Origin of the sequence: Pseudomonas chlororaphis, from assembly GCA_001023535.1 — a bacterium.
Classification (GTDB): domain Bacteria; phylum Pseudomonadota; class Gammaproteobacteria; order Pseudomonadales; family Pseudomonadaceae; genus Aquipseudomonas; species Aquipseudomonas chlororaphis_E.
Window position 1 is genome coordinate 947,065 of record CP011020.1, and the last position, 26,401, is coordinate 973,465.

The following is a 26,401-nucleotide window of genomic DNA, read 5'->3' on the forward strand; positions in this document are numbered from 1 at the left end:
CTTCTTCATTTCCCTAGACAACGCCGCCCATCACCTTGCGATAGAACAACCACTCATGCTCCAGCGCATGGGCCTGGTTCACCGCCTTGCGAAAACCGTGGCGTTCATCCGGATAGTAATGGGCCTCGACCGTGACGCCGTTGTCCTCCAGCGCACGGACCATATCGCGGGTCTGCTGTGGCACGACCACGGCATCCAGTTCCCCTTGAAAGAAGATCACCGGTGTGCGGATTCGATCCGCGTGTAGCAGCGGCGTGCGTGAGCGGTAGCGTTCGACGTCCCGTTGCGGGTCGCCAATCAGCCAGTCCAGATAATCGCCTTCGAACTTGTGCGTGGCGCGCGCCAGGGCGACAGGATCGCTGACGCCATAGAGGCTGGCGCCGGCCTGGAACACCTCTCGAAACGCCAGGGCGCAAAGAGCCGTGTAGCCGCCGGCGCTGCCGCCACGGATGAACGCATGCTCACCGTCGACCAGGCCCTGCTCGGCGAGGTAGGCGACCACCGCGCAGGCATCCTCGACATCCACCACCCCCCAATTCAGGTGCAAGGCTTGTCGATAGGCCCGGCCATAGCCGCTGCTGCCACGGTAATTGAGGTCGGCAACGGCGAAGCCGCGGTGGGTCCAATACTGAATGCGAGGATCGAACACCGGGTAGCAGGCCGAGGTGGGACCGCCATGGATGAACACCACCAATGGCGGCTTCTCCTGGCTGTCCATGGCCGGGTAAAAGAAGCCATGGGCCTGACCCGCACCGCTGGGGTAGCGCAACGTGCGCGGACGGCTGACCTGCGCGGCGGGCAGTGGCGCGACGCCGCCGGCCAGCACCGCGACGCCGGCACTGTGCCGCTCGATCGCGATCACCGCTGACGGTAGGGTGGGCGAGGCGGCGATGGCATAGATGAACTGCTCGTCCAGGGCCAGGCTGCGAAAGCGCGTGTAGGCGCCGGTGTAGTCCTGGCTTGCGTTCCCGCTGCAACACAGGCCCAGCCGGCCAACCCCCGCTTCGGTCCAACTCGCCAGGTAAGTGTGTTCGTCCAGCGGCAGCCAGGTGCAACCACCCATTTGCCACGGCGCCGGTGCGTGATCGGCTTGAGCGGCGGGCAGTGGTTGCAAGCCGTCGGCCGATTCGATCCAGGGCTGCCAGTAACCGCCGCGATCGGTCAGGCAGTAAAGACGATTCGAAGCATCGAAACGTGGCTGCTGGATGGACTCTTCGGCAGCATCGCCGGCCACACAGCGTGGCTCGCCCCACCCCGAGCCCTTGCGTTCGGCCAGCATCAATCGCGTGGCCGTCCAGGGCTGATGCGGCCGGCTCCATTCGATCCACGCCAGTCGCTGGCCGTCGGCGCTGACGGTCGGCGAGGCGTAGAAATCCGCGCCTTCGGCCAGCAATTGACGCTGACGGTCCGCCAGGCCGATGGCCACCAGCCGATGCCGATCGGCCTGCTGCTCCACCGCCAGTACCTGGCCGCGGGCGACGCTGAGGTCTCCATGGCGACAGTCGCCCGAGGTCAGTGCCGCGGGGCGTTCGGCCCCCAGTGCCTGGCGATAGATCTGCTGGTCGGTCTCATTGACGAACACCACGCCCTCGTCGTCCAGGCAAAACGCGCCGCCGCCGTATTCGTAGACGCGGCTGTTGGCGCTGAACCCGTCCGGGGTCAGGCATCGTGCCTGGGCGCCTTGCCAATGCCAGATCCGGCAGGCCCCGTCGCCAGGCCGGTATTCATTCCAGAACAGGCCCAGCGGGCTTACCCGCAGCTCGGCGAAGTCGGTGCCGGCGGCAACGGCCTGGGCGGCGCTGAACGGATCAGCTTTTGGCGATGAGGCGTGAGTTTCGTTCATTGCGAAAGGCCAGTTGCTCGATGGTCTGGGTGGCGTGCTCGGCGTCTTCGCGAGCCTGGAGAATCACCCCGTGATGTTCGGACTTGCTGCACACCGGGTCGGCGTTGCTGGCATCGCCCGTGAGCATGAAGGCCTGGCAGCGACAGCCACCGAAATCCTCCTCCTTTTCATCGCAGGAACGGCAGGGCTCGGGCATCCAATCGTAGCCGCGAAAGCGGTTGAAGCCGAACGAGTCGTACCAGATGTGCTGCATGCTGTGGTCGCGCACATTGGGAAACTGCACCGGCAACTGTCGGGCGCCGTGACAGGGCAAAGCGGTGCCGTCCGGGGTGACGGTCAGGAAGAGGCTGCCCCAGCCATTCATGCAGGCCTTGGGGCGTTCCTCGTAGTAGTCCGGGGTGACGAAGATCAACTTGCACGGGTGGCCTTCGGCCTCAAGCTTGGCGCGATACTCGTTGGTAATGCGCTCGGCGCGCACCAATTGTTCCCGGGTGGGCAGCAGCCCGACGCGGTTGAGCTGCGCCCAGCCGTAGAACTGGCACGTGGCGAGCTCGACGAAGTCGGCTTCCAGGGCAATGCACAGCTCGATGATGCGATCGATCCTGTCGATGTTGTGCCGGTGGGTGACGAAGTTCAGCACCATCGGATAACCGTGGGCCTTCACCGCCCGGGCCATTTCGAGTTTTTGCGCAAAGGCTTTCTTCGAGCCGGCCAGCAGGTTGTTCACCTGTTCGTCGCTGGCCTGGAAGCTGATCTGGATATGGTCCAGGCCGGCCTTCTTGAAGTCGCTGATCTTCTGCTCGGTCAAGCCGATGCCGGAGGTGATCAGGTTGGTGTAGAAGCCCAGCCTGCGGGCCTCGCCGATCAGCTCGGCCAAGTCCTGGCGTACCAGCGGCTCGCCACCGGAAAAACCCAGTTGCGCGGCGCCCATTTCCCGGGCTTCGCGAAACACCTTGAACCACTGCTCGGTGCTCAGCTCCTTGCCTTGTTCGGCGAAGTCCAGCGGGTTGGAGCAGTACGGGCATTGCAGCGGGCAGCGATAAGTCAGCTCCGCCAGCAACCACAGCGGCAGGCCGACTTCGGGTTTGGCCGGCAGGCCGCTGGCCTCAGGCAAGTTCGATCCAGTGTTCTGCACGGGCGACCTCCATGAATTGCTCGATGTCGTCACCGAGTTCCGGCACGTCCGGGAACTGTTTGGCCAGTTCGCCGATGATGGCCGCGACATCCCGCTCGCCGTCGATCAGACCGCCGATCAGCGCCGCGCTGTCGTTGAGCTTGATCATGCCTTCAGGATAGAGCAGCACGTGGCCTTTCTGTGCCGGTTCGTACTGGAAGCGATAGCCGGGACGCCAGCGAGGGGTTTTGCTGCGGTCGAAACTCATAGGGGGATTCCTGTGTGCCACACCCGTTCTCCGGTCACGCTGTGATAGGGCGGGCGATTCAATTCGTAGGCCATGCTCATGGCGTCGAGCATGCTCCAGAGGATGTCCAGTTTGAACTGGAGGATTTGCAGCATGCGCTCCTGGCCTTCGCGAGTGGTGTAGTGCTGCAGGGTAATTGCCAGCCCATGTTCGACATCGCGGCGAGCCTGGCCCAGGCGGGTGCGGAAGTACTCATAGCCGGCCGGGTCGATCCACGGGTAATGCTGTGGCCAGCTGTCCAGGCGCGACTGGTGGATCTGCGGGGCGAACAATTCGGTCAACGAGCTGCTGGCGGCTTCTTGCCAACTGGCCCGGCGGGCAAAGTTGACGTAGGCGTCCACGGCGAAGCGCACCCCCGGCAGCACCAGCTCCTGGGAGCGCAGTTGATCGGGGTCCAGGCCCACGGCCTGGCCCAGCCGTAGCCAGGCCTCGATACCGCCGTCTTCGCCGGGCGCGCCATCATGGTCGAGCAGGCGCTGGATCCACTCGCGACGGATTTCCCGGTCCGGGCAATTGGCCAGGATTGCGGCATCCTTGAGCGGGATGTTCACCTGGTAGTAAAAGCGATTCGCGACCCAGCCCTGGATCTGCTCGCGAGTGGCGCGGCCTTCATACATCGCCACGTGATACGGGTGATGGATGTGGTAATACGCACCCTTGGCACGCAGGGCCGCTTCGAACTCGGCGGGGGACAGGGGGGTGTCAGTCATTTTGATTCTCCGGGAAATGCCCGTGGGGTCTGTGGCGTCAGGGCTGGCCCCATCGTGAGCAAGCTCGCTCCCACAGTAATTCGAGTTGCATTGGATATCCGATTCACAGCAAAACCAGTGTGGGAGCGAGCTTGCTCGCGAAGGCGTCCTCTCAGCCAGCACAAGCGTTGACTGACTCACCGCAAGCTCACCTCACATTGGTTCCGCCCTTCTTACAACTCAATACTCATTCCGTCGTAAGACACTTCAATCTTTCGGCGTACAAGCTCGGCCCGCTCGGGCGAGTCTTCATCGAGGATCGGGTTGGTGTTGTTGATATGGATAAGGATCTTGCGCTGATTGGGCAGTTGTTCCAGCACCTCCAGCATCCCGCCGGGGCCGTTCTGGGCCAGGTGCCCCATCTCGCGGCCGGTGCGGGTGCCGACGCCACGGCGTTGCATCTCATCGTCGTCCCACATTGTGCCGTCCACCAGCAGGCAGTCGCTGCCGGCCATGATCTCCAGCAGCGGCCCATCGACCTTGCCCAGGCCCGGAGCGTAGAACAGCTTGCCGCCGGTGCGCAGGTCTTCGACGATCAGGCCGATGTTATCGCCCGGGTGCGGGTCGAAGCGGTGCGGTGAATAGGGCGGCGCGGCGCTGCGCAGGGGCAGTGGCGTGAAACGCAGGTTCGGGCAGGCGGCGATGGTGAAGCTCTGGTCGAGCTCGATACGATTCCAGCTCAACCCGCCGTTCCAGTGGGTCAGCATGTTGAACAGCGGGAAACCGGTGCTCAGGTCCTCATGGACCATGTCGGTGCACCACACCTGGTGCGGGCAGCCTTCGCGCAGGCTGAGCAGGCCGGTGGTGTGGTCGATCTGGCTGTCCATCAGGATGATGGCGCCAATGCCGGTGTCCCGCAGGGCCCGGCCAGGCTGCATCGGGGCGAAGCTTTGGAGTTGCGCGCGAATGTCCGGGGAAGCGTTGCACAACACCCAACTCACGCCGTCATCGGAAATCGCGATGGACGACTGGGTGCGCGCCTGGGCCCGCAGGCTGCCGTTGCGAAAACCTGCGCAATTGACGCAGTTGCAGTTCCACTGGGGGAAACCGCCGCCGGCGGCGGAACCTAGAATCTGGACAAACATGGCCACTCCATCTGCAAACCAAAATAAAAACGCCCCGGTTGACCGAGGCGTTGTGCTGCGTGCTCAAGTGCCTGCAACGATCAACGGCTGGCGAAGTACATGGTGACTTCGAAACCGATACGCAGGTCGATATATGCGGGTTTGGACCAGGACATGGGAATACTCCTTTGGTTGGGGTGAGACGGTTGGGATCTATACATATAGTCCACCTCCGTTCGGAGATGTTCAGATGCTTAGGCGACTATGTTACTAAATTAAACAATTTCCAGGCCGCGATTCTCGGAGAAAGCTCTTTGCAGCGCCGGTAACGATCAGTCCCAGCTTTGCCACGGCGAACCCCCGCCGGCCCCGTTGGCCAGGCAAAACCAGCTGCCTTCGGCATCGATCAGGCGCTGGGCGGCTGCCATCAACCGCGTCCGATCCACCTGTTGGAGAGCCTCAGGCAAGCGTTGGGGGTAATCCGACGGGTGGCCGGCCAGCCGGGCTTGCCAGAGCAGCTCGGCCGCTTGCGGAGCCGGCAGGACATCCCCCTGGAGCTGGGCAGCGAGGCTGCGTTGCGAGTTGCCCAGGGCCAGGTCCTCGGTCTGCTCGATCAAGTCCGGCAGGTCATTGAGGAACTGCTCGATATGCCCGATCAGTGTCGTGGCGCACGCATGGGGTGACTGGACGCCGAACAGCAGGCCGGTGTGCCCGTCGAGCTGTTTCAAGCCACTGAACACGCCATAGCCCAGTTGCAGGTCGACCCGCAGGCGCTGATAAAACGGCGCCTGGCACAACTGCGCCAACAGCCGCCATTCGGCCTCGTCCGACCACGTCGAAGTGGGTGCCGGACAAAACAACAACACGGCGTGTTCGTCGCCATGGGTCTGCAGGTTTTTCCATAGGCGCCGCCCTGCGGGCCATTTCAGCGGATCGGAGTCCTGGCTGCCGATGCCCGGCACCCGGGCCAGCACCGGGCCCATTGCCCCTTGAGCCACCGTTGAAAGCCCCACGGCCAGTCCATCCCACTGGGCGCTTGCCCAGAGGTCCTCATCGCGAGCCCCAATGGGCAATGGCGGTACCGATAAACGGCTGCAACACCCCGGCAGGGCCTTCAATAGGTGTCGAATCGGCATCGGCGGCGCTTCGTGTGCGGCGCGGGCCGTTGGCAGCGGCTCCCCCAGTTTCGCCAGCACATGTTCGAGCACCGACGGCATGGGCGCTTGCAGGCCCACCAGTTTCAACAGCCATTGGTGGCCGGACGGCTCGAAGGTGACGTCCACGCCGGCCTGGCGGGCATCCTCGTACAGGTCGTGCAGATGTCGGTCGAGCCTGGTCTGAAGGTCCGGCGGTGCCTGGGTGGTCAAGCGCCAGCGCAGGTACACCACGCCTTCGCGGTTGTGGTTCGCCAGCGCCGGGCTGAACGACATGGGCGAGCGCTCCCGGCGGCCCCGGGAGCGGTCCTGGGCGAAGGTGCGCAACCCGCGATGGGCGCTGGTCTGGCCGCGTATCAGGCCGGCGCGGGGCGCTTCGTCGGGTGTTTGCAGGAAGGGGTTGGGCTCGGGCAAATGCCATTCGCCGATCACATCAGTGGCCGGGTGCAATTGCCTGAGGATTTCCCTGAGCCTCGCGAGGTCGTGCTCCGTCAGGGGCACATCGAGCCCTTCGCTGTCCCAGCGAGCGAGTTGCAACGCCGAACCGGTTTCCTGACGACGCTGCAAGCGGGCGCTGAACGCGCTGCGCAACGACGCCCAGTCATCCTGGGCGGCAAAGAAACCCAGCCAATCGTGGAGTAACGCCTGGATGTCGTTCGACGCTTGATCAGCGATGAGCTTGAGTTCGAGGTGCAACAGCGCTTGCCCGGCAAATTCATGCAACACGCTGGCCTTGAGGCTGTCCGCCAGGCCACGCTGACGCAACGCTGCCAGCAGGCCGCCCGGCTTGCTGGATTCCAGCCACGTGCAGAGAAACGCCAGGGCTTGGGGCGAGGCGTCAGGAAGTTGTTCGAAGGCAAACAGCAGGTCGAGGCTGTCATTGTCGAGCTGTTGATAGTGAGGCTGGGCCGTTGCCATCAACGGCGGCGGCAGTTGCCTGCGCACCGCTTCGCCCCTTGGCAGTTGCTCACCGAATTGTTCGGCCAGCGCCATCAGCGCCTCGACGCTCTGCGGGCCCACCAGGCTCAGGCGCATTTGGCCACTCTGGTAAAACCGTTGGTAGAAGCTGTGCAAGGCCGCTTGGAATTCGGCTTGAGAAACCGCCAGGCTGTCGCGGTTGCCGGCATAAAAGCCGCGTAGCGGATGGGTCGCCGACAGCCCATTGTGCAGGGCAAGCTGTCGCTGGGCGGTCGCGTCTTGGGACCAGGCGACGAACTCAGCCTGGAGCACTTCTCGTTCGCGCAACTGATCGGCTTCATCCAGGCGCGGATGCGTAAGCATGTCCCCGAGCCGTTCAAGTCCGCCGCTGAAGGCCGCTGGGGGGACTTCGAAGAAGAAGTCGGTGGTGCGTTCGCTGGTGCGTGCGTTGACCTGACCGCCGTGCCGTTGCACGTAGGCCATCAGGTTCTCGCCGACGGGGAAACGCTGGGTACCCAGGAAGAACAGATGTTCGAGCAGATGCGCCATTCCAGGCCAGGCCAGGGGCTCGTCATGGCTGCCGGCCGCCACCCGCAGCACGGCGGCGCTGCGCTTCAGGCCAGGGACGTGACGCACGGTCACCTGCAGGCCGTTGGCCAGGGTTTCAGGAGTCAGGCGAGGGGAATCGGGGGCCGGCATGAGCGCTTCCAGGACAGAGATGCGCTCATGCTAGCGGATTAGACCGTGTCAGTGCTTGTGCAAGTCGCCGTAAAGCTCTGGGCGGCGATCGTGCAAGTAGTTGTAGGCTGTGCGAGCGTCGTCCATCACTTGCCGATCCAGTTCCCCCACGATCAAGGCCTCGTCCAACCCCGCCAACGCGGCCCGGCTGCCATCCGGCGCGGCAATGCTGCTTTGGCCGCAGTACTGCAGTTCACCCTCGTGGCCGCAGTAGTTGGCGTAGGCCACGAAACACTGGTTCTCGATGGCCCGGGCGCGCACGGTGACATCGGCGATGAAGTCATAAGGCTGCATATTGGCGGTCGGCACCAGGATCAGTTCGGCACCGGCCAGGGCCAGGCGCCGGGCGTTCTCCGGGAACTCCAGGTCGTAGCAGATCAACATGCCGAGCTTCCAGCCATTGAGCTCCACGATCGGCAGCGCATTGTCCCCGGCGCTGAACATCGCGTGATCGAGATCGCCGAACAAGTGGCTTTTGCGGTAGTTGGCCAGGCGTTCGCCCTGGGCGTCGATCAATTGCACCGCGTTGTAGATCTGCCCGTCTTCGCTGCGTTCGGGGTAGCCATAGACAATCGCCAGCCCGGCCGCCTTGGCAATGCGGCCGACCTGTTGCGCCCATTCGCCGTTATAGACCTCGGCCAATACGTTCACCGCGTCGACGCCGATGTTGTAGCCGGTCAGGAACATCTCCGGCAGCACCAGCACATCGGCGCCCCTGGCTTCCAGCGCGATCTGGTGCAGGCGTTGCAGGTTAGCGGCCGGATCCAGTGGCAACGGTGGGCATTGATAGAGGGCTACGCGCATCGACAACTCCTTTTATTCAGGCAGGGCGATCGGACCGATCTCATGGAACACATCGCCTGGCCCCGGGTTCTCGGCGTGGGTCTTTCCGCCGAAGTGCTTCATGATTCCCCACACGGCATTGAGCGAGGTCTGTACCGCGCCTTCAACCCAGGCGGGTGTCCATGAGACGTCATCGCCGGCGATAAAGATCCCGCGTTGTTCAGCCGGCATGTCGTCCTGCATGAAATGCGCGTACATGCGCTGGTTGTAGCGATAGTGGCCGGGCAGGGCGCCCTTGAAGGCACCGAGGAAATGCGGGTCGGCTTCCCAGGACACGGTGATCGGGTCGCCGATGATCCGCGCGGCGATGTCCACCTTGGGGTAGATTTTTTTCAGCGCGTCGAGGGCCAGCTTCACCCGTTTCTCCACCGGGTGCGGGAGCATTTTCAGCGCATCGCTCATCCAGGAGTAGGACAGGCAAATCACCCCCGGCTTGTCGTCGCCGTTGTCGAACAGGTACGTGCCGCGGGTCAGGCGATCGGTCAGGGTCATGCTCATCAGGTCGCGGCCGGTTTCCGGGTCCTTGTCCTTCCAGAACGGCCGGTCGACCATCACGAACGTCTTCGACGATTGCATGTAGCGGGTGCGGTCCAGGGCCATCCACATCTTCTGCGAGAACAGCGCCTCTTCGCATTCGATCTGGGTGGTCAGCAGCCAGCTCTGGCAGGTGACCAGTACGGCGGCATATTCGCGGGTGTCGCCCCAGACGTCCGTCACGCTGAAGCGATCGTCGGCGGCCTGGGCGATGCGCTTCACGCCGCTGCGCGGAGCGCCCAGGTGCAACGAACTCAGGCTGGTGCCCTGGGGCCAGTGCGCGCAGCGTTCCGGCACGTGCTTCCAGATGCCGTAGGGCACTTGCTCGACGCCACCGACGACCAGGTGCTGGTGATCGTCGCAGTTGGTCATCACCACGCGGAAAATTTCCAGCATCGAGTTGGGGAAGTCCGAATCCCAGCCACCCGTGCCGAAACCGACCTGGCCGAACACCTCGCGGTGTTGGAAAGAGAGTTTGGCGAAGGCCTTGGAAGTGGCCACGAAGTCGTAGAACGTGCGGTCATCCCACAGGGGGACGAGGGTGTTCCACAGTGCCTTTAGGCGCGGCACGTCGCGGTCGCGGATCGCCTGCTGGATCTCGCCGAAGCGCGAGCGATCCTCCAGGGCGTCGGCCCAGGCGTCCGCCACTTCCTGAAACAAGGCCGGCAGGTCGGCCATTTTCTCGGCGTAGTAGGTCTGGCCCTCGAGGTCGATGACCGTGCTGCCCGAGGCTGGGGTCAACGGGTTGGGAAACGGCTTGGTTTCCAGGCCCAGCTTGTCGACGTAGTGGTAGAACGCCGTGGAAGACACCGGGAAACGCATGCCGCCCAACTCGGCGATCACCCCTTCGGCGCCATTGAATGGTTGGGAGCGCAGCCGCCCACCCATTTTCGACGCTTCATAGACCACGGGCTTGAGGCCCAGCTTCATCAATTCGTACGCCGCCACCAGCCCGGCGATCCCGGCCCCGACAATCGCCACCTCCGCACCCAGGTTCTCGGCAGGAATGCTGCCCAGCCCCGCCGGGTGCTCGATCCAGTCGTCAAAAGCGAAAGGGAAGTCCGGCCCGAAGATAGTGATGGGTTTCTTACCGTCTGCTGGATGGCGATTGTGCTTGTTCATGGCGGACCTTGATGGGCGACTCGACGCAAAGCTCGCGTCTGAGTATAGGAAAGATGCCAGCCATTCTAGGGAGTGGGAGATACGTTAATAAGACACAATATGTCGTCATTTTTATGTGTGATGAGTCGATTTGACGTATTTGACAGTCTTAATGACAAAAATCCTTCCCGTGGGAACGAGCCTGCTCACGAAGGGCGTATGTCTGCGATGCAGGCACTGCCTGGTCTCACGCAATCACGAGCAGCCGCGCGCTCACAAGTGCGGGTTCTAGAGCGGCTGGCCCCGGTCGATCTTGCTGCTGAGGATGATCGAGGTGGTGGTCTTTTCCACGCCGTCCACGCTGCCGATCTGGTCCAGCAACTGATCCAGCTGTTCTGGCGAGTCGGTGCGCAGCCAGGCCACATAATCGAACTCGCCACTGACGGCACACAACTGCTGGACCTGGGCCATGGCGCTCAGGCGCCGTAGCACGTCCTTGCCGGAGCGCGGCTGGACCTTGATGCCGACGTAGGCCTGCAAGCCGCCATCAATCAGCCGCTGGCCGAGGCGCACGCCGTATCCGGTGATGACCTTGGTCTTTTCCAGGCGCGCCAGTCGTGAGGTCACGGTCGTCCGGGCGATGCCCAGTTGCCGGGCGAGCATGGCGACGCTTTCCCGGGCATTGATTTGCAGGGCCGCGATCAGTTGGCGGTCGATTTCGTCGAGGACGGGGGGACGGGTGTCAGCCAAGGCGGGCTCCGGCGTGGGCGTTGTGGGCGAACATGTTACAGGTTCTCTGGCTGGAAATAGCCGATGGCCGGTAATGTCAGCGCGCGCCAGGCAGGTGCCAAGTGTGTTTGCGTGGCCCTGAGCCAGATACCGTCCTGGCAGACCAGCGGTTCAACCGGCAATTGCAGCAGCGCGGCCAGCGGCAAGGACCGCACGGAGCCCGGGTCATCATCGTCCTCGGCTGCCCAATCCCGTTCGAAACACCGGACTTGCACATGATCGTTGCCGAAGCGTTCGAACAGCGGACGGTTGCCCAGCCATTGCGGGTGCACCCGCAGCGTGTGTTCCTGGACATCGAGCAGCAGCAACTGCCAGCCTCGATAGTGGCCACAAAGCTCGGTTACATCTGTCGCCATGCGGGTCAGGGCGAGATAGCGGCCTTTCGGTGACCAGATCATTGAAGGCGCCAGCTCGTTCAGCGCGCAGCCAGAGGCTGTCAGCAGGTGGCCGCCGAGCCGTGGCGAGCTGGCGCGGATCCAGCTGTCGCCGTACTCCGTTTCACTGCCGAACAGCCAGGCGGCGTCCTGGCCTCCCGGTGCGGGCTGGATAAAATCGCCGTCGGCATTGGCCACCTGGGGGCGATCCACTTGGCGCCAGGGGTCGACGCTGTGTAGCTGAGAGCCGGTCACGCGCAGCTCTACGGCGTTGTAGAACAGCCGGGATCGCTCGTCGGGATGAAAGAACGACGGATCGCTGCCGACCGGTGGCGCAGGGATGTCGAAGCGTTGCAGTGCATTGCCTTCAAGGTCCTGGCCCAGGCGGCCGGCAATCGTCGCCAGGCTCAGCACGCCATTACGGAAATCAAGCACGCGGGCCACCCACAGGGGCGGTCCTTGCAACAGGCTGCGTGCCGGCACATCGACCACCACCGCATGGGTGGCCAACGTCATTGTTTCGGCAAAAGGCAACAGCGCCAGATACCGTCCGCAGTCCGACACCCGATGATCCAGCAGCCAGCGCCCAGGCAGTTGCCAGTCACCGATCTGGCAACGATAAGCGCCCATGCCGGCGTGATTGTCGGTCAGCCAGGTCAGGTGGGCGCAGAGGCCACCCAGCAACGGCTGTGTCTCGATGAACGCGTCACCTCGTCGGCCCTCACTGTCCAACGGCAGCACGATGCTCATCCGGGTCAACTGAAACTCGGCCACCTGCACGCGACCCTGGGCATCGTGACCTGCCTGGATTTCGGTATCGCCGTGGATGCTGTCGAGGCGATAACCATGCCGGCCAAGGGACGGGCGTGGGTAATCCAGGTACGCACCTATGCGCACATGATGGGCGTCGAGACCGAGCACGTCACTCCAGTAAAAGGATGGCTCAACGTCATGCTTCACCCAAGGCGAGGGAAGGGCGCGCCAGCCCTGGTCGGCGTGCCACAACCAGTACCGGTCGCCCTCGGAACTGTCGCCCTGCTCCTGGGCCTGGCACACCAGAGCGCGCTGATCGGAGCTCCAGACAATGGCCGGATCGGCGGCCATCAACAGGCCGGAGGGCTGCTCATTGACGCTGATGGCATAGCGCGGTGACACCAGCGGCGCCAGGGGTTGGGGCAGGTCGCGAAACGCCGGAGGCAGTGAAAGCCTGCCCGTCAGGCAGTGTTGCCCGTCGGCAGAGCGGCACTCGATGGTGTGCGCGATAGCGTCCGGGTAACTGCCAGGTTCCAGCCAGAGGTCGGCGACGGGTACCAGTTCGGCAACGCGGGCGGTTTGCAGCAATTCATCGAGCCGGGCCTGGCGGGCGCCATCGTCCACCAGCGGGCTGTGGCGACCCGCCAGCCCGTTGAGGTCCAGCGTGTCCAATTCCCAGAACTCGCTGTTGTCGCAGCGATAGACCCGCCGCTGCTGGCGGTCAAGCACGACTAACCCCCAAGCCTGCCGGGACGGTGCGGTTGCCGCAAAGTAACGTCCATCCGCCGAGAACACCGCCGAAGACCCGAGACCTTGTAACAGCACACCGTCGGGGAACAGGTAGTCGCAATAGGTCGGGCCCCCCATCGCGATTTCACTGTGATTGAACGTCCGGATCGGCTCGCCCTCGGGCGTCAACTGCGGCTCGCCGCCACCCCAGGCACTCGGGCCCTTGACCGGTTCCACCACCAGGCCAAGGCGCCGCTCCCACGTGCTGACGCCCGCGAGCCCGCCGATGATCGCGGCGATCGCCGCCAGGATGCCCCACCACTCGGGCAGCGCCCTGCCCAGGCTGAAGCCCAGGCCAAACACCGCGCCAATTGTCAATCGGGCCAGGCCTCGGGCGGTCGATCGAAAGCCCAGGCGCACCGCCAGACCCATCGACACGCCGAGCAACAGCACCGTCAGCAAGGCCAACACCGGCGGCATCACCGTGACGAAAAAGGCCGGCACCACCAGGATGCCCAGTTGCCAGAACAGATCGAGAAACAGTCGGGGGAGGCTGGGGCTGGCGATGATGGACGTCTCTGGGAGGGGAGGGAGGAACGAGGCAACCACCCTCTCAAAAACGCAAAAGCCGCGCAATGCGCGGCTTTCAATTTGGTGGGCCCACACGGACTTGAACCGTGGACCAAAGGATTATGAGTCCTCTGCTCTAACCAACTGAGCTATAGGCCCTCAGTAGGCCGCGGATTATAGCGACGGTTTCTCGGCTGTGCTATCCGAATAATCCGATACGGTCACACGCAGAAACGTGGCGGCGAACTCGGCGGCGCACAGCGGCAGGCTGACGATGTAGCCCTGGATTTGTTCGCAACCTTCTTCGGTGAGGAACTGCTGTTGGGCCAGGGTCTCGACGCCCTCGGCGATGATGGTGAATTGCATGCTGCGGCCCAGGGCGATGATGGCCCGTACGATGGCGGCGTCGTGGGGGTCGTCGGGCAGGCCGCGGACGAAGGACTGGTCGATCTTGAGGATGTCCAGCGGCAGACGCTTGAGGTAGCTCAGGGAGGAATAACCGGTGCCGAAGTCGTCGATGGCCAGTTGCACGCCGAGTTTTTTCAGTTGGTGCAGCACCATCAGGGCTTCTTCAGCCTGGCTCATGATGAAGTTTTCGGTAATTTCCAGTTGCAACAGACCCGGTTCGAGCTGGTTCTCCCGCAACAATTGTTCGATGCGCCCCAGCAGGTTGGGTTGGCGTAGCTGGGCGCCGGCCAGGTTGACCGACAACGGGCCGAGGCTTTCGTAGGTGCTGTTCCATTCGCACAGTTGCCGACACGCGCGCTCCAGTACCCAATCGCCGATCTGCAGGATCATGCCGTTTTCTTCGGCCAGGGGAATGAAGTGCTCCGGCGGCACGTCGCCAAACGTCGGGTGGTACCAGCGAATCAGCGCCTCGGCCCCCACCAGTCGGTTGTCGGCGAGGCTGATTTTCGGCTGGAAGGACAGCGACAGTTCATTGCGCTCGATCGCCCGGCGCAGCTCGTGCTCCAGGGCCACGCGCTCGCTGGCCTGGGCAGTGAGGTCGCGAGTGTAGCTTTCCACCCGGTTGCGGCCCTTGGCCTTGGAGCGGTACATCGCCGCGTCGGCGTTCTTGACCAGCGTGGCAACGTCGCAACCGTCCTGTGGATAAAGACTGGTGCCGATGCTGGCGCTGATGAAGAACTCGTGTTCGCCGGCCTGGAATGGCGCGGTAAAACAGTTCAACAGCTTCTGGGCGATGTGCTCGGCGTCGCTGGGTTGCTGCAAGCCGGGCAGCAGGATGATGAACTCGTCGCCGCCCAGGCGAGCCACGGTGTCGATATCACGCAGTTGCTCGCGCAAGCGCACGGCGATGCCCTTGAGCAGTAGGTCGCCGACCGGGTGCCCGAGGCTGTCGTTGATGTGCTTGAAACGGTCCAGGTCGAGAAACAGCACCGCGCCCTGGCCGCCTTGCTCCTGCTGGCTGGTCAAGGCTGTCAGCAGGCGGCTTTCGAACAGGGTGCGATTCGGCAGGCCGGTAAGCGGGTCGTGGTGAGCCTGGTAATCAAGCCGGGCCTGGGCATGCTTGAGGCTGGAGATGTCGGCAAACACCGCCACGAAATGGGTGATCTGTTGTTCCCGGTTGCGCACCGCGCTGATGGTCAGCCAGCTGGGGTACAGCTCGCCGTTCTTGCGCCGGTTGGAGATCTCCCCCTGCCAGTGCCCCTCCGCCGTCAACTGGTGCCACATCGCGGCGTAGAACGCGCTGTCATGCAGGCCGGAAGCCAGCAGGCGCGGTGTATGGCCCAAGGCTTCGGTCTCGCTGTAGCCGGTGATTTCGGTGAAGGCGCGGTTCACGGCGCTGATGTGTTGTTGCGTATCGGTGATCAACACGCCTTCGGCGGTGCTTTCGAACACGGTGGCCGCCTGTTGCAGCTTTTCCTGCATCAAGTGGCGTTCGGTGATGTCCCGGGCGATGGTCAGCATGCAGTCTTCGTCGCCGATGGGCAGCGGTCGGCTGGACACTTCGCAGAGCCGGATCTGCCCGTCATTGCGCCGGATATGGCAACTGAAATCCCGCACGAAACCGTCGCGCTGCAACAGGTCGAGCATCTGTTTGCGTTCGTTGAGATTGACCCAGATGCCGAGGTCCAGGGTCGAGCGGTCCACCGATAAGGCACTGTTGAAGCCGGTGATGCGGCTGAAGCCTTCGTTGACCTCGATCAGCAGGCCGTCGCTTTGCCGGGACAGCAGCAAGCCATCCGGTGACGCGTGGAACGCCTTGGCAAACTTCTCTTCGGAGGTCTGCAACTGTTGCTGGGTTTCCTTCAACTGGCTGATGTCGCGCACTACCACGACCAGGGCCGGCGTGGTGTCGAGGTCAAACGGCTCGGCGGAAATCAGCCCGGTGAACGCCTGGCCGTTGCTGCGGCGGAAGGGCATCTCCAGGTTGCGGATGCTTCCGGCCTGCAGACGTTGCAACAGGCTCGGCCCCACCCCCTGGATGCCCCAGATGTCGAGGTCGGTCGCGGTCCGACCCACCACCTCGGCGGCGCTCAGGCCGATCTGCTCCTCGAAAGCGCTGTTGACCTCCAGCAGGCAGCCGTCGAGCAGGCGCGCAATCACCAGAATGTCCGGGCACTGGCGGAACACCGAGGCGAATTTCTGTTCGGACAGGCGCAAGGCTTCCTCGGTGCGCTTGGCCTCGCTGATGTCGATCATCAGCCCGCGCATCACGGGTTCATGGGCATGTTCGATCAGGCTGACGATGTCGCGCACCCACAGGCAGCGGCCGTCGGCGGTGAGTACGCGGTAATCGATGCAATGGTCGCGGCCGGCGAGCACTTCCTGGTTGCAATAGGTCTCGGCCCTGGTCAGGTCGGCCGGGTGAATGATATTGCGCCAGAACCCCGGGATCAGCCAGTGGGCGAGTGGGTAGCCCAGCAGTTCTTCGGCGTGGGGTGACACGTAGCTGTAGGTGAAGTCGCTGACCCGGGCCTCCCAGGCAATGGCCGACAGGCTTTCCACCAGTCCGCGGTAATGATATTCGCTGCTGCGCAACTCCTGCTCCAGCTCGACGCGCCGGGCGATCTCCGAGCTGAGACGACGGTTGATGCGAATCACCACCGCCAGGATGCCCACCAGGAGCAGCAGAGCCGGCAGGCCGTAGACCACCAGGTCCGACCAGAACTGGCGGTAGTCATGTACATTGCCGACCCATTTCGCCTGGATCTCGCTGACCTGGGCCGGGCTCATGTCAGCCAGGACCTTGTCCAGGATGCCCACCAGGATCTTGCTGTCCCGTGGGACGGCCATCGCCAATTGGTAGCGGTAGGGCGTTTCCCCGCTGACATAAAGGCCTTCGAGCTTGAGTTGGCGCAGGCTCCAGACGCTGGAGGCCAGGTCGCCGACCACGGCGTCCACTTCGTCGGTCGCCAGGGCTTGCAGGGCTGAGCTGACGTTGGGCAGCGCCACCAGATTCAGGTCGGGGTGATGATTGCGCAACAGCTCGTGGGGAGCGTAGTTCTCCACCACGGCGATTTTCAACCCGTACAGGTCTTCCAGTTTATGGGGTTGGGCGCCGCCGCGGTGGGCCAGGATGACAATGGGGAAGTCGAGGTAGGGACGGGTGAAGGCCAGGTAATTCTGGCGTTCGGGGGTGGACATGATGCCCGGCAGAAGGTCGATCTTGCCCTGTACGACCTGCTCCAGCACCTCCGTCCAGGTGGCCGGCTCGATCGGGACGATCTTGATGGCCAGCCGCTCGCGGAGGATGTCGACGTAGTCGGCGGCCAGGCCCTGGTAACGACCCTGGTCGTCGCGAAACTCAAACGGCGGCCAGGAGGCATCGATGCCCAGTCGCAGGTCGGGATGGTCCTTGAGCCAGCGTTGCTCCTCGTCGGTGAGCGTGAACGCGCCAGCTGTTGCGGTCCATGTCATCAATGACAACAAAAGCGCGGCCGTCAGTCTGGGCATCACTGTCTCGTCAATGGTTCGGGGAGGATGTTTCGAGTGTAGACGGCCAACAGGGCGGGGAGGGCGTAACGGAGGGTTTTTATCGACACATGGCAAAACCCCCGGCAGGGCCGGGGGTTTTGGGGGTCACTCGTCGAGGAAGGAGCGCAGATGTTCGCTTCGCGTCGGGTGGCGCAGTTTGCGCAACGCCTTGGCTTCGATCTGACGGATCCGCTCACGGGTCACATCGAACTGCTTACCGACTTCCTCAAGGGTGTGGTCGGTATTCATGTCGATGCCGAAGCGCATGCGCAGTACCTTGGCTTCACGTGCGGTGAGGCCCGAGAGTACTTCGCGGGTCGCTTCCTTGAGGCTCTCTACGGTGGCGACATCTATCGGCGACTGCATGGTGGAGTCTTCGATGAAGTCACCCAGATGGGAGTCTTCGTCATCACCGATCGGGGTTTCCATGGAGATCGGCTCTTTGGCGATCTTCAGTACCTTGCGGATCTTGTCCTCAGGCATTTCCATGCGTTCGCCCAGCTCTTCCGGCGTCGGTTCGCGACCCATTTCCTGCAGCATCTGCCGGGAAATACGGTTGAGCTTGTTGATCGTCTCGATCATGTGCACCGGGATACGGATGGTGCGGGCCTGGTCGGCGATCGAGCGAGTGATCGCCTGACGAATCCACCAGGTGGCATAGGTCGAGAACTTGTAGCCGCGACGGTATTCGAACTTGTCCACCGCTTTCATCAGGCCGATGTTGCCTTCCTGGATCAGGTCGAGGAATTGCAGGCCACGGTTGGTGTACTTCTTGGCGATGGAGATCACCAGACGCAAGTTCGCTTCAACCATCTCTTTCTTCGCACGGCGGGCCTTGGCCTCACCGATGGACATGCGACGGTTGATGTCCTTGATTTCCGCAATGCTCAGGCCGGTCTCGGTTTCCAGCGCGCTCAGTTTCTGCTGGCAACGCACGATGTCCGGTTGCAGGCGGGCAATGGCTTCGGCGTACTTGCTCTTGCCTTTGGCCAGTGCGTCGGTCCAGCTTTCGTCGACTTCGTTGCCGGGGAACTGACGCAGGAAGTCGGCACGCGGCATGCGGGCATCACGCACGCACAGCTGCATGATCGCGCGCTCTTGCTGACGCAGGCGATCCAGGGCGCTGCGAACACGCTCGACCAGGCCTTCGAATTGCTTGGGCACCAGCTTGATCGGCATGAACAGCTCGGCCAGGGCCAACAGTTCGGCAATCGCCGCCTTGTTGTTGCGACCGTGCTTCTTCAGCGCCTTGCGGGTGATTTCCATCTGGTCGGCCACAGCGCCGAAACGCTGTGCAGCGATGATCGGATCCGGACCGCTTTCGGCTTCTTCTTCGTCGTCACCGGCTTCGGCGTCTTCGTCATCGTTGTCGTCGTCGGCCTTGGCGGCTTTCGCGTCGATCGGTGGCGGTACTTCGGCGGCAGGCGGCGCGATGCCGTCGTCCGGGTCGATGTAGCCGCTCAGGACGTCGGACAGGCGACCACCTTCGGTGGTGACGCGGTTGTACTCGGAAAGAATATGGTCAACCGTGCCAGGGAAGTGCGCGATTGCGCCCATCACTTCACGGATGCCTTCTTCAATACGCTTGGCGATTTCGATCTCGCCTTCACGTGTGAGGAGTTCTACCGTACCCATTTCGCGCATGTACATGCGCACCGGGTCGGTGGTGCGACCAATGTCGGTCTCGACCGCCGCCAGCGCTGCGGCTGCTTCTTCAGCGGCCGCCTCGTCGGTATCGGCGTCGGCCAGCATAAGGGCATCCTTATCTGGCGCAACCTCGAATACGTTGATCCCCATGTCGTTGATCATGCGGATGATGTCTTCCACCTGTTCCGGATCTGAAATATCCTCCGGCAGGTGGTCGTTGACCTCCGCGTAAGTCAGGTAGCCCTGCTCACGACCCAATAGGATCAACTCTTTGATACGAGACTGCTGTTGCGCTTTTCCGGACATAACACCCTATCCACTGAAGGTCTTGGCGGGCAAAAAACAAGCCGAGGATTATACCTGAGCTGTGACCTCACGCGCCAGTTGAGGTCGGGTTTGATGCGCAAACATTGCGGCTGAGTAAGTCGCGCAATTGGTTTTTCTCTTCGCTGGTCAGCTCGCTCTGGCGAGCTTTTCGCAGAAGTTGTTCCAGGTTTCGCTCGCGTTGGCGGGCGGACAAGCTAGTAATGGTGTCGAAAAACTGTTGTTCAAGGTTGTCTCCGTCAATCAGCCACTCCTTCTCGGCCAGGGCCTTCAACAGGCGCCCCTGCTCGGTGCCGTGCCACCTCGCGATCAACTGGAAAGAGTTTAGCCTGGGGTTCTTCTGCACGGCCTCGAGAAGGGCGACCAGCAATTGCGTATTGCTGTGGTCCTCGGCGGCGAAATGCCCGGCATCCTCGACTTTTTCGGCCAGTTGCGGGTGATGCAGCAAGGTGCGCAACGCGGCCAGTGTTGGTGGTTCGACGGCGGCCGGGACCCGCGGGGCACGTGGCTGGTCGCGATCGCCACGCTTGCCGTTCTTGTCCCAGGGTTTTTTGTCCCATTTCTTGCCGCCGCTGCCGGGCTTCTTCGGCGTCCACTCCTGCTGGGGAGCGTAATCCTGCTGGGGTTGATGATAGTCGGCGAAGTCCGGCATCGCGTCGTAGTCGATGCCCGGGTCGTAGGCCGGCGGGGCCTCCTGGGGCGCGCTGTGGACCAGTTGATTGACCGCCTCGCTGTTGAGGCCGGTGATCTCGGTCAGGCGCTGGCGCATCAGGATGCGCAGGTTGGCCCCTGGCACCTTGTCGATCAGTGGCGCCGCGAGGGTGGCCATGTGGGCCTTGCCTTCGAGGGAGCGCGGGTCGGCTTCTTCTGTCAGTTGCTGGAAAAAATAATCGGCCAGCGGCTGGGCGTGCTGGTTGATCCGCGCGCGGAAGGCATCCGTACCTTCGGAACGCACCAGGGTGTCCGGGTCCTCGCCTTCGGGCAGGAACAGGAAGCGGGCACGCCGTCCGTCCTGCAGGCAGGGCAGGGTAGCCTCCAGCGCGCGCCAGGCGGCGTTACGACCGGCCTGGTCGCCGTCGAAGCAGAACAGCACGTTGGGCACGACGCGGAACAGGCGCTTCATGTGTTCTTCGCTGGTGGCCGTGCCCAGGGTCGCGACGGCGTTACGCAGGCCTTGCTGGGCCAGCGCGATCACGTCCATGTAGCCTTCGACGACGATGATTTCGTCGAGGTTGCGGTTGTTCTTGCGAGCTTCGTACAGGCCATAGAGTTCCTGGCCTTTATGGAAGACCGGGGTTTCCGGGGAGTTCAGGTACTTGGGCTTGTCGTCGCCCAGGACCCGGCCGCCAAAGGCGATGATCCGCCCGCGGGTGTCGCGGATCGGAAACATCACCCGGTCGCGGAAGCGGTCATAGCGCTTGCCGGTCTCGGCGTTTTCGATCAGCAGGCCGGCGTCGATCATGGCACGTTGCTGCAACGTGTCGCTGCTCAGGTGCTTGTACAGGTTGTCCCAGCCCGGCGGGGCAAAGCCGAGGCCAAAGTCCCGGGCGATCTCGCCGGTCAGGCCGCGTCCCTTGAGATAGTCCACCGCCGCCTTGCGCGCGGGATGGCTCTTGAGCGCCTGGCGATAGAACTCGGCCGCCGCTGTCAGCAGGGGATACAGCGGCGAATCGGTCGGTTGGCGGGGCTTGTGCTGCCGGCCGCTTTCCTCGCGAGGAATTTCCATGCCGGCGGCCTTGGCCAGTTCCTCGACGGCCTGGGGGAACTCCAGGTTGTCGTGGTCCATCAGGAAGCCGAGGGCATTGCCGCCCGCGCCACAGCCGAAGCAGTAGTAGAACTGCTTGTCGGGGCTGACGCTGAAGGACGGGGTTTTTTCCTTGTGGAACGGGCAGCAGGCCGTGTAGTTCTTGCCTGCTTTCTTCATTTGCACGCGAGAGCTGACCACATCGACGATGTCGGTGCGGTTCAGGAGGTCGTCAATAAAGCTCTGGGGAATCAGCCCGGCCATGGCGTTCTCATCATCACTGCGCGAAATAGGAGCCCGGAATCAACAGGCGTAACCGGGGCTTGGTTTGAGACACGGTAAATCGGTGGCTCGACCGGGTTGTCTGCATCATCGCTGTTGGGAAGTGTATCTGCCGAAAATCCACTGACGTTAATGGCAATCAGTATCTGACGGTTTGAATAAGTGTGCTGAGTCCGGTAACGGCCGGTCAGGCCTCGGATAGCTCATGAAGCGGGCACGCAAGCAGGTGCCTTGGGCTGATCGTCGTTAGAGGAATCAGGGTGTGCTCGTCAGTAGCCTTGGAAGGCTCGTCAGAAGAGACGTGCACCGCTGGCAAAAGAGCCAGGTCTGACGCGGTGAAGCAGGTTGTCGCGGTCGCGTCTGCGGCTTTGACGGTGAAGCATCAAGCGTTTTCCGCAAATGCCATAAGCCCGGCTTGAGGGCCGGGCTTGGCAGAAGCTTGCTACGAACGTCTGTGTATTAGTACAGACGTACGGCGCGGCGCTGTTCGCGCTGAACTTTCTTGGCGTGACGCTTAACAGCGGCTGCTGCCTTGCGCTTACGCTCAGAAGTCGGCTTCTCGTAGAATTCGCGGCTACGAACTTCAGCCAGAACACCGGCTTTTTCGCAGGAGCGCTTGAAACGACGCAGAGCTACGTCGAAGGGTTCGTTCTCTTTTACTTTGACGGCTGGCATCCAGAGCTACCTTCATTCATTACCGGGGTCAACATCCTCGCGGCAAAAGAGCACTTGAAGACGTCGGTTTTTAAGGGTTGCGGATGTTAACCCCTCAACGCTCGGAATGCAAAGCCTCTGATCGAAAACCGCTGGTCGGGGCACAACGCGGCGACTATTATGCGCGCCTTCGAATTCAGCCGCTACAAGGCGCAAACCCATGCTAGTACTGGGACTGGAAACTTCCTGCGACGAAACCGGTGTCGCCCTCTACGACAGTGAGCGCGGCCTGCTGGCCGATGCATTGTTCAGCCAGATCGACCTGCACCGCGCCTACGGCGGGGTGGTGCCCGAGCTTGCTTCGCGCGACCACGTCAAGCGCATGCTGCCCTTGATCCGCCAGGTCCTGGCCGAAGCCGATTGCGTGCCGACCGAGATCGACGCCATTGCCTACACCGCCGGCCCGGGGCTGGTGGGGGCGCTGCTGGTGGGCGCGTCCTGTGCCCAGGCGCTGGCCTTTGCCTGGGGTATTCCGGCCCTGGGCGTGCACCACATGGAAGGCCATTTGCTGGCTCCGATGCTGGAGGCGCAGCCGCCAGAGTTTCCGTTCGTCGCTTTGTTGGTATCGGGCGGTCATACGCAACTGATCCGGGTCGATGGCATCGGCCACTATGAGCTGCTCGGCGAGACCCTCGACGACGCCGCCGGCGAAGCCTTCGACAAAACCGCGAAAATGATGGGCCTCAATTACCCCGGTGGCCCGGAAATCTCCCGCCTGGCGGCCCAGGGTGTCGACGGACGTTTCGTATTCCCGCGCCCTATGTGCGACCGGCCCGGCCTCGATTTCAGTTTCAGTGGCCTGAAAACCTTTGCCCTGAACACCTGGCAGCAATGCGTCAGCGCTGGTGACGACGGCGAACAAGCCCGTTGCGACATCTCGCTGGCGTTCCAGCAGGCCGTGGTAGAGACTTTGACCATCAAGTGCAAGCGTGCCCTGAAGCAGGCCGGGCTCAAGCGGCTGGTGATCGCCGGCGGGGTGAGTGCGAACAAGGCCTTGCGCACGTCGCTGGAGAAAATGCTTGGCGACATGAAGGGCGACGTTTACTACGCCCGGCCGGAGTTCTGCACCGATAACGGCGCGATGATCGCCTTTGCCGGCTGTCAACGCCTGCAGGTCGGCCAGCAGGAAAGCCTGGCGATCAGTGTGCAGGCGCGTTGGCCGATGGAGCAGTTGTCGCCGTTGTAGGGCGTCGGGGAGGAGGGTGTGGAAGAACCCGCGGGTTTTTTCCTGCACCGCCTAGAAATGTCGTTCGCGCCCGGCGAACAGGTCGCGTAGATTGCCCCGGTGACGCCAGACGATCAGTGCCACCAGCGCTGTCATTGGCAGCAACGCGGCCGGTTCCTGCCAGGCCAGCAGCGGCAGGGTCAGCGGTGTAGCGATCAATGCCGCCAGGGAGCTGGTGCGGGTCAGGTAGAACGTCAACAGCCAAGCGCACACCGCCAGCAGGGCCGCGGGCGGGTACAGGCCCAGCAGCATGCCGGCGGCGGTGGCGACACCCTTGCCGCCGCGAAAGCGAAAATACAGCGGGAACAGGTGGCCGATCACGGCGCACACGCCGATCCAGGCCTGTTGTTGCAACGAGAGCCCTGCAAGGCTGGCAATCAGTACGGGTACAAGGCCTTTGCAGAGGTCGCCAAGCAGGGTCAGGATGGCGAGTTTGCGTCCGGCCAGGCGCAGCATGTTGGTGGCGCCGGCATTGCCTGAGCCACTCATTCGCGGATCCGGGCGACCGGTGAGGCGGCTGAGCAAAATGGCGAAGGACAGCGAGCCGAGCAGGTAGGCGAGAATCGCCAGTAACCAAAACATGCTAACTATTCCGGGCGAGGACGCCCTGATTCTAACGGCGCATTGCGCCCTTGTCGTGCTGCGGAGAAGAGTGCTTGGACAGAGTGTTTATCGAGGGCCTGGAAGTCGACACGGTAATCGGTGCCTACGACTGGGAGCGAGGCATCCGGCAGTGTCTGCGACTCGACCTGAGTTTTGCCTGGGATAACCGTCCGGCCGCCGCAGGCGATGACCTGACCCTGGCGCTCGACTACGCCAGCGTATCGTCGCGTATCCAGGCGTTTGCCGAGCAAGCCCAGTTCCAACTGGTTGAAACCTTTGCCGAACGACTGGCTCAGGCGCTCATGGACGAATTCAAGATCACCTGGCTGCGGCTGAAAGTGACCAAGCCTGGCGCCGTCCCGGCGGCCAGCGGTGTTGGCGTGGAGATCGAGCGCGGATGTCGCTGACTCAGGTTTTTCTCGGGCTCGGCAGCAATATCGAGCGTGAGACCCATTTGCGCGCCGGTCTCGAAGCCCTGGCGGGTTTTCTGGTGGATATTCATTGTTCGGCCGTGTTCGAGAGCCAGCCGGTGGGTATCAAGAGTGGGCCATTCTTCAACTTCGTCGTGTCGGCCTTCACCGATTTGCCGCTGATGGAGCTGGATCGCCGCCTCAAGTTCATCGAGGCTGACAACGGCCGTTATGCCCCCGATCGCAAGGGACTGCCGCTGGACATCGACGTGTTGCTCTATGGCGAACAGGTCGGCAACTTCGATGGCCTGGTGCTACCGCGGGCGGAAATCCTCAAGAATGCCTTTGTCCTCTGGCCCCTGTCGTTGATTGCGCCGGATCGGGTGCACCCTGGTGTCGGCAAGAGTTTCGCCACGCTGTGGGACGAAGCTCGGATCGACCAGGTACTGGCGCCGGTGGCCTTCGAATGGCGAGGGCAGCCGCTTACGCCTTCAGCCCTGCTGCGTTCCTGATAGCGTCATCGCGAGCAAACTCGCTCCCACAGCGATGGGTCGTGTCCACGGCGTTTGGCTTTGCCGCAGATTCTCTTGTGGGAGCGGGCTTGCTCGCGATGGCGGCGTACATCTGCTAGAGATTCAACTGATACACCACTTCCCTCAGCTCGCCGCGTCCTTGTACGCCTTCAACGTCCTGAGCCGCTCGCGCTTGATTGCTTCGCCCAGTTCTGGTCCCTTGAAGCCTTTTTCCAGCAAGGGCTGGACCGCCACTGCGCGAGCCGCTGCCGCCGCGCCCCGTAGATAATCAGCCTGTGGATAACTGCGCCGCTCAAACCCTTTGCGTCCTCGCGCGTCCATCTCGCAGGCCGCAATGAACTCTTCAAAGCGCTGGGGCCGACGGTACACATCAAAGCTTTGCAGCAGTTCGAGCAGCGTGGATGCCTTCAACTCCAGCGCGCGATGACCGTGGGTGTGATATTGCCCTACCAATAGCGCCAGTTCCTGGCAGTCGCGCGGCACCTTGAAGCGCTCGTTGACGGCCTTGATCAGCTTCAGCCCCTTGTGTTCATGGGCGATGTGGCGGGGCCATTCGTGTTCGGGTGTCAGGCCTTTCCCCAGGTCATGGAGCAGGCAAGCCCAGCGCACGGTCAGCGGTTGGCTGTGACGGGCGGCCTGCTCCAGCACGCCCAGGGTGTGGATGCCGGTGTCGATTTCCGGGTGATGGGCTTCGGGCTGGGGGACGCCGAACAGCGCATCGACTTCGGGCATCAAGACCTTGAGGGCGGTGCAGTCGCGCAGTACCTGGATGAACACCTGTGGCTGGTCTTCCATGAGTGCCCGGGAAATTTCCTTCCAGCTGCGCTCGGGCGTCAGCGCTTCGAGCTCTCCGGATTCGCTGAGCTGGCGCATCAGCCCGAGGGTCTGCTCCGCCACTTTGAAACCCAGCGGCGCGTACCGCGCGGCAAAGCGGGCGACGCGCAGGACACGGAGCGGATCTTCGGCGAATGCGGGGGAAACGTGGCGCAGTATGCGGGCTTCAAGGTCTTGCTGGCCGTGGTATGGATCGGTCAGGTTGCCGTGGTCATCCTCGGCCATGGCGTTGATCGTCAAGTCCCTGCGGATCAGGTCTTCTTCGAGGGTGACCTCGGGACTGGCATGGAACACGAAGCCGCCGTAGCCCCGGCCGCTCTTGCGTTCAGTGCGGGCAAGGGCGTATTCCTCGCCCGTCTTCGGGTCGAGGAATACCGGAAAATCGGCTCCCACGGGGCGAAACCCCCTGGCGAGCATTTCATCGGCAGTGGCCCCTACCACGACTCGGTCGACGTCAGTGACGGGAATGCCCAGCAAGCGGTCGCGCACTGCGCCGCCGACTTTGTAGATCTGCATAAAAAACCTCCGTTGGCCCGACAGGATAACCCTTTACGTCGGACTTCCGG

19 protein-coding genes and 1 tRNA gene are annotated in these 26,401 nt (G+C 62.9%); 3 read left to right on the plus strand and 17 right to left on the minus strand.

All coding sequences use genetic code 11. The features are described from left to right. Window positions 1-13 precede the first annotated feature (13 nt). From VM99_04085 to rpsU, 15 genes are all read right to left on the minus strand, one after another. Window positions 14-1,843 (minus strand): peptidase S9, encoded by a 1,830-nt coding sequence (locus VM99_04085; GenBank protein ID AKJ97268.1) that lies wholly within the window; start codon window positions 1,841-1,843, stop codon window positions 14-16. Further along, window positions 1,809-2,978, minus strand: coding sequence for a pyrroloquinoline quinone biosynthesis protein PqqE (locus tag VM99_04090; protein ID AKJ97269.1), 1,170 nt, complete (start codon window positions 2,976-2,978; stop codon window positions 1,809-1,811). The genes VM99_04085 and VM99_04090 overlap by 35 nt, the downstream gene beginning before the upstream one ends. Further along, complete coding sequence (locus VM99_04095) at window positions 2,950-3,225, minus strand: pyrroloquinoline quinone biosynthesis protein PqqD (protein AKJ97270.1); 276 nt, start codon at window positions 3,223-3,225, stop codon at window positions 2,950-2,952. Before VM99_04095 ends, VM99_04090 begins: the two co-directional genes overlap by 29 nt. Next, window positions 3,222-3,974, minus strand: a complete 753-nt coding sequence (locus tag VM99_04100; GenBank protein AKJ97271.1) for a pyrroloquinoline quinone biosynthesis protein PqqC — start codon at window positions 3,972-3,974, stop codon at window positions 3,222-3,224. Before VM99_04100 ends, VM99_04095 begins: the two co-directional genes overlap by 4 nt. Before the next feature lie 212 nt (window positions 3,975-4,186). Next, complete coding sequence (locus tag VM99_04105; protein AKJ97272.1) at window positions 4,187-5,098, minus strand: pyrroloquinoline quinone biosynthesis protein PqqB; 912 nt, start codon at window positions 5,096-5,098, stop codon at window positions 4,187-4,189. 311 nt (window positions 5,099-5,409) lie between these two features. After that, the gene (locus tag VM99_04110; GenBank protein ID AKJ97273.1) at window positions 5,410-7,848 is read right to left on the minus strand and encodes a pyrroloquinoline quinone biosynthesis protein PqqF; all 2,439 of its coding nucleotides are present in this window, start codon (window positions 7,846-7,848) and stop codon (window positions 5,410-5,412) included. 48 nt (window positions 7,849-7,896) lie between these two features. Further along, window positions 7,897-8,691 carry a carbon-nitrogen hydrolase gene (locus VM99_04115; GenBank protein ID AKJ97274.1) on the minus strand — a complete coding sequence of 265 codons (795 nt, stop codon included), beginning with the start codon at window positions 8,689-8,691 and terminating at the stop codon, window positions 7,897-7,899. A 12-nt stretch (window positions 8,692-8,703) separates the two neighbouring features. Then, the gene (locus VM99_04120; GenBank protein ID AKJ97275.1) at window positions 8,704-10,386 is read right to left on the minus strand and encodes an amine oxidase; all 1,683 of its coding nucleotides are present in this window, start codon (window positions 10,384-10,386) and stop codon (window positions 8,704-8,706) included. A gap of 267 nt (window positions 10,387-10,653) precedes the next feature. Further along, window positions 10,654-11,115, minus strand: coding sequence for an AsnC family transcriptional regulator (locus tag VM99_04125; protein ID AKJ97276.1), 462 nt, complete (start codon window positions 11,113-11,115; stop codon window positions 10,654-10,656). Between the two features lie 35 nt (window positions 11,116-11,150). Continuing rightward, window positions 11,151-13,619, minus strand: coding sequence for a hypothetical protein (locus VM99_04130; protein AKK01693.1), 2,469 nt, complete (start codon window positions 13,617-13,619; stop codon window positions 11,151-11,153). A gap of 43 nt (window positions 13,620-13,662) precedes the next feature. Beyond that, window positions 13,663-13,739: transfer RNA gene (locus tag VM99_04135), tRNA-Met, on the minus strand. Window positions 13,740-13,754: 15 nt separating this feature from the next. Further along, complete coding sequence (locus VM99_04140) at window positions 13,755-17,498, minus strand: diguanylate cyclase (GenBank protein ID AKJ97277.1); 3,744 nt, start codon at window positions 17,496-17,498, stop codon at window positions 13,755-13,757. A gap of 126 nt (window positions 17,499-17,624) precedes the next feature. After that, entirely contained in the window at window positions 17,625-19,472 is a 1,848-nt protein-coding gene (locus tag VM99_04145) for an RNA polymerase subunit sigma-70 (GenBank protein ID AKJ97278.1), read from the minus strand. A 67-nt stretch (window positions 19,473-19,539) separates the two neighbouring features. Further along, window positions 19,540-21,498 (minus strand): DNA primase, encoded by a 1,959-nt coding sequence (locus tag VM99_04150; protein AKJ97279.1) that lies wholly within the window; start codon window positions 21,496-21,498, stop codon window positions 19,540-19,542. Between the two features lie 477 nt (window positions 21,499-21,975). Beyond that, window positions 21,976-22,191, minus strand: a complete 216-nt coding sequence (gene rpsU / locus VM99_04155; GenBank protein AKJ97280.1) for a 30S ribosomal protein S21 — start codon at window positions 22,189-22,191, stop codon at window positions 21,976-21,978. A gap of 199 nt (window positions 22,192-22,390) precedes the next feature. On the opposite strand from rpsU, the gene VM99_04160 reads away from it, so the two are divergent. Beyond that, the gene (locus tag VM99_04160; protein ID AKJ97281.1) at window positions 22,391-23,416 is read left to right on the plus strand and encodes a UGMP family protein; all 1,026 of its coding nucleotides are present in this window, start codon (window positions 22,391-22,393) and stop codon (window positions 23,414-23,416) included. 51 nt (window positions 23,417-23,467) lie between these two features. Here the strand turns inward: VM99_04160 and VM99_04165 are convergent, their stop codons facing one another. Next, window positions 23,468-24,037, minus strand: a complete 570-nt coding sequence (locus VM99_04165) for a glycerol-3-phosphate acyltransferase (GenBank protein AKJ97282.1) — start codon at window positions 24,035-24,037, stop codon at window positions 23,468-23,470. Window positions 24,038-24,111: 74 nt separating this feature from the next. Here VM99_04165 and VM99_04170 point away from each other — a divergent pair, with 74 nt between their 5' ends. Continuing rightward, on the plus strand, window positions 24,112-24,465 hold the full coding sequence (locus tag VM99_04170; GenBank protein AKJ97283.1) for a dihydroneopterin aldolase: 354 nt from the start codon (window positions 24,112-24,114) through the stop codon (window positions 24,463-24,465). Then, entirely contained in the window at window positions 24,456-24,980 is a 525-nt protein-coding gene (locus VM99_04175) for a 2-amino-4-hydroxy-6-hydroxymethyldihydropteridine pyrophosphokinase (protein AKJ97284.1), read from the plus strand. The genes VM99_04170 and VM99_04175 overlap by 10 nt, the downstream gene beginning before the upstream one ends. A gap of 144 nt (window positions 24,981-25,124) precedes the next feature. Here the strand turns inward: VM99_04175 and cca are convergent, their stop codons facing one another. Then, window positions 25,125-26,351 carry a 2', 3'-cyclic nucleotide 2'-phosphodiesterase gene (gene cca / locus VM99_04180; GenBank protein AKJ97285.1) on the minus strand — a complete coding sequence of 409 codons (1,227 nt, stop codon included), beginning with the start codon at window positions 26,349-26,351 and terminating at the stop codon, window positions 25,125-25,127. Window positions 26,352-26,401: the final 50 nt, after the last annotated feature.

Excerpts from the sequence above, each read along its gene's own strand:
- VM99_04160 (AKJ97281.1), top strand. The coding sequence starts at position 22,391 with ATGCTAGTACTGGGACTGGAAACTTCCTGCGACGAAACCGGTGTCGCC.
- rpsU (AKJ97280.1), bottom strand. The coding sequence starts at position 22,191 with ATGCCAGCCGTCAAAGTAAAAGAGAACGAACCCTTCGACGTAGCTCTG.
- VM99_04095 (AKJ97270.1), bottom strand. The coding sequence starts at position 3,225 with ATGAGTTTCGACCGCAGCAAAACCCCTCGCTGGCGTCCCGGCTATCGC.
- VM99_04150 (AKJ97279.1), bottom strand. The coding sequence starts at position 21,498 with ATGGCCGGGCTGATTCCCCAGAGCTTTATTGACGACCTCCTGAACCGC.
- VM99_04175 (AKJ97284.1), top strand. The coding sequence starts at position 24,456 with ATGTCGCTGACTCAGGTTTTTCTCGGGCTCGGCAGCAATATCGAGCGT.
- VM99_04115 (AKJ97274.1), bottom strand. The coding sequence starts at position 8,691 with ATGCGCGTAGCCCTCTATCAATGCCCACCGTTGCCACTGGATCCGGCC.
- VM99_04110 (AKJ97273.1), bottom strand. The coding sequence starts at position 7,848 with ATGCCGGCCCCCGATTCCCCTCGCCTGACTCCTGAAACCCTGGCCAAC.
- VM99_04165 (AKJ97282.1), bottom strand. The coding sequence starts at position 24,037 with ATGTTTTGGTTACTGGCGATTCTCGCCTACCTGCTCGGCTCGCTGTCC.
- VM99_04105 (AKJ97272.1), bottom strand. The coding sequence starts at position 5,098 with ATGTTTGTCCAGATTCTAGGTTCCGCCGCCGGCGGCGGTTTCCCCCAG.
- VM99_04140 (AKJ97277.1), bottom strand. The coding sequence starts at position 17,498 with ATGCCCAGACTGACGGCCGCGCTTTTGTTGTCATTGATGACATGGACC.
- cca (AKJ97285.1), bottom strand. The coding sequence starts at position 26,351 with ATGCAGATCTACAAAGTCGGCGGCGCAGTGCGCGACCGCTTGCTGGGC.
- VM99_04085 (AKJ97268.1), bottom strand. The coding sequence starts at position 1,843 with ATGAACGAAACTCACGCCTCATCGCCAAAAGCTGATCCGTTCAGCGCC.
- VM99_04100 (AKJ97271.1), bottom strand. The coding sequence starts at position 3,974 with ATGACTGACACCCCCCTGTCCCCCGCCGAGTTCGAAGCGGCCCTGCGT.
- VM99_04120 (AKJ97275.1), bottom strand. The coding sequence starts at position 10,386 with ATGAACAAGCACAATCGCCATCCAGCAGACGGTAAGAAACCCATCACT.
- VM99_04145 (AKJ97278.1), bottom strand. The coding sequence starts at position 19,472 with ATGTCCGGAAAAGCGCAACAGCAGTCTCGTATCAAAGAGTTGATCCTA.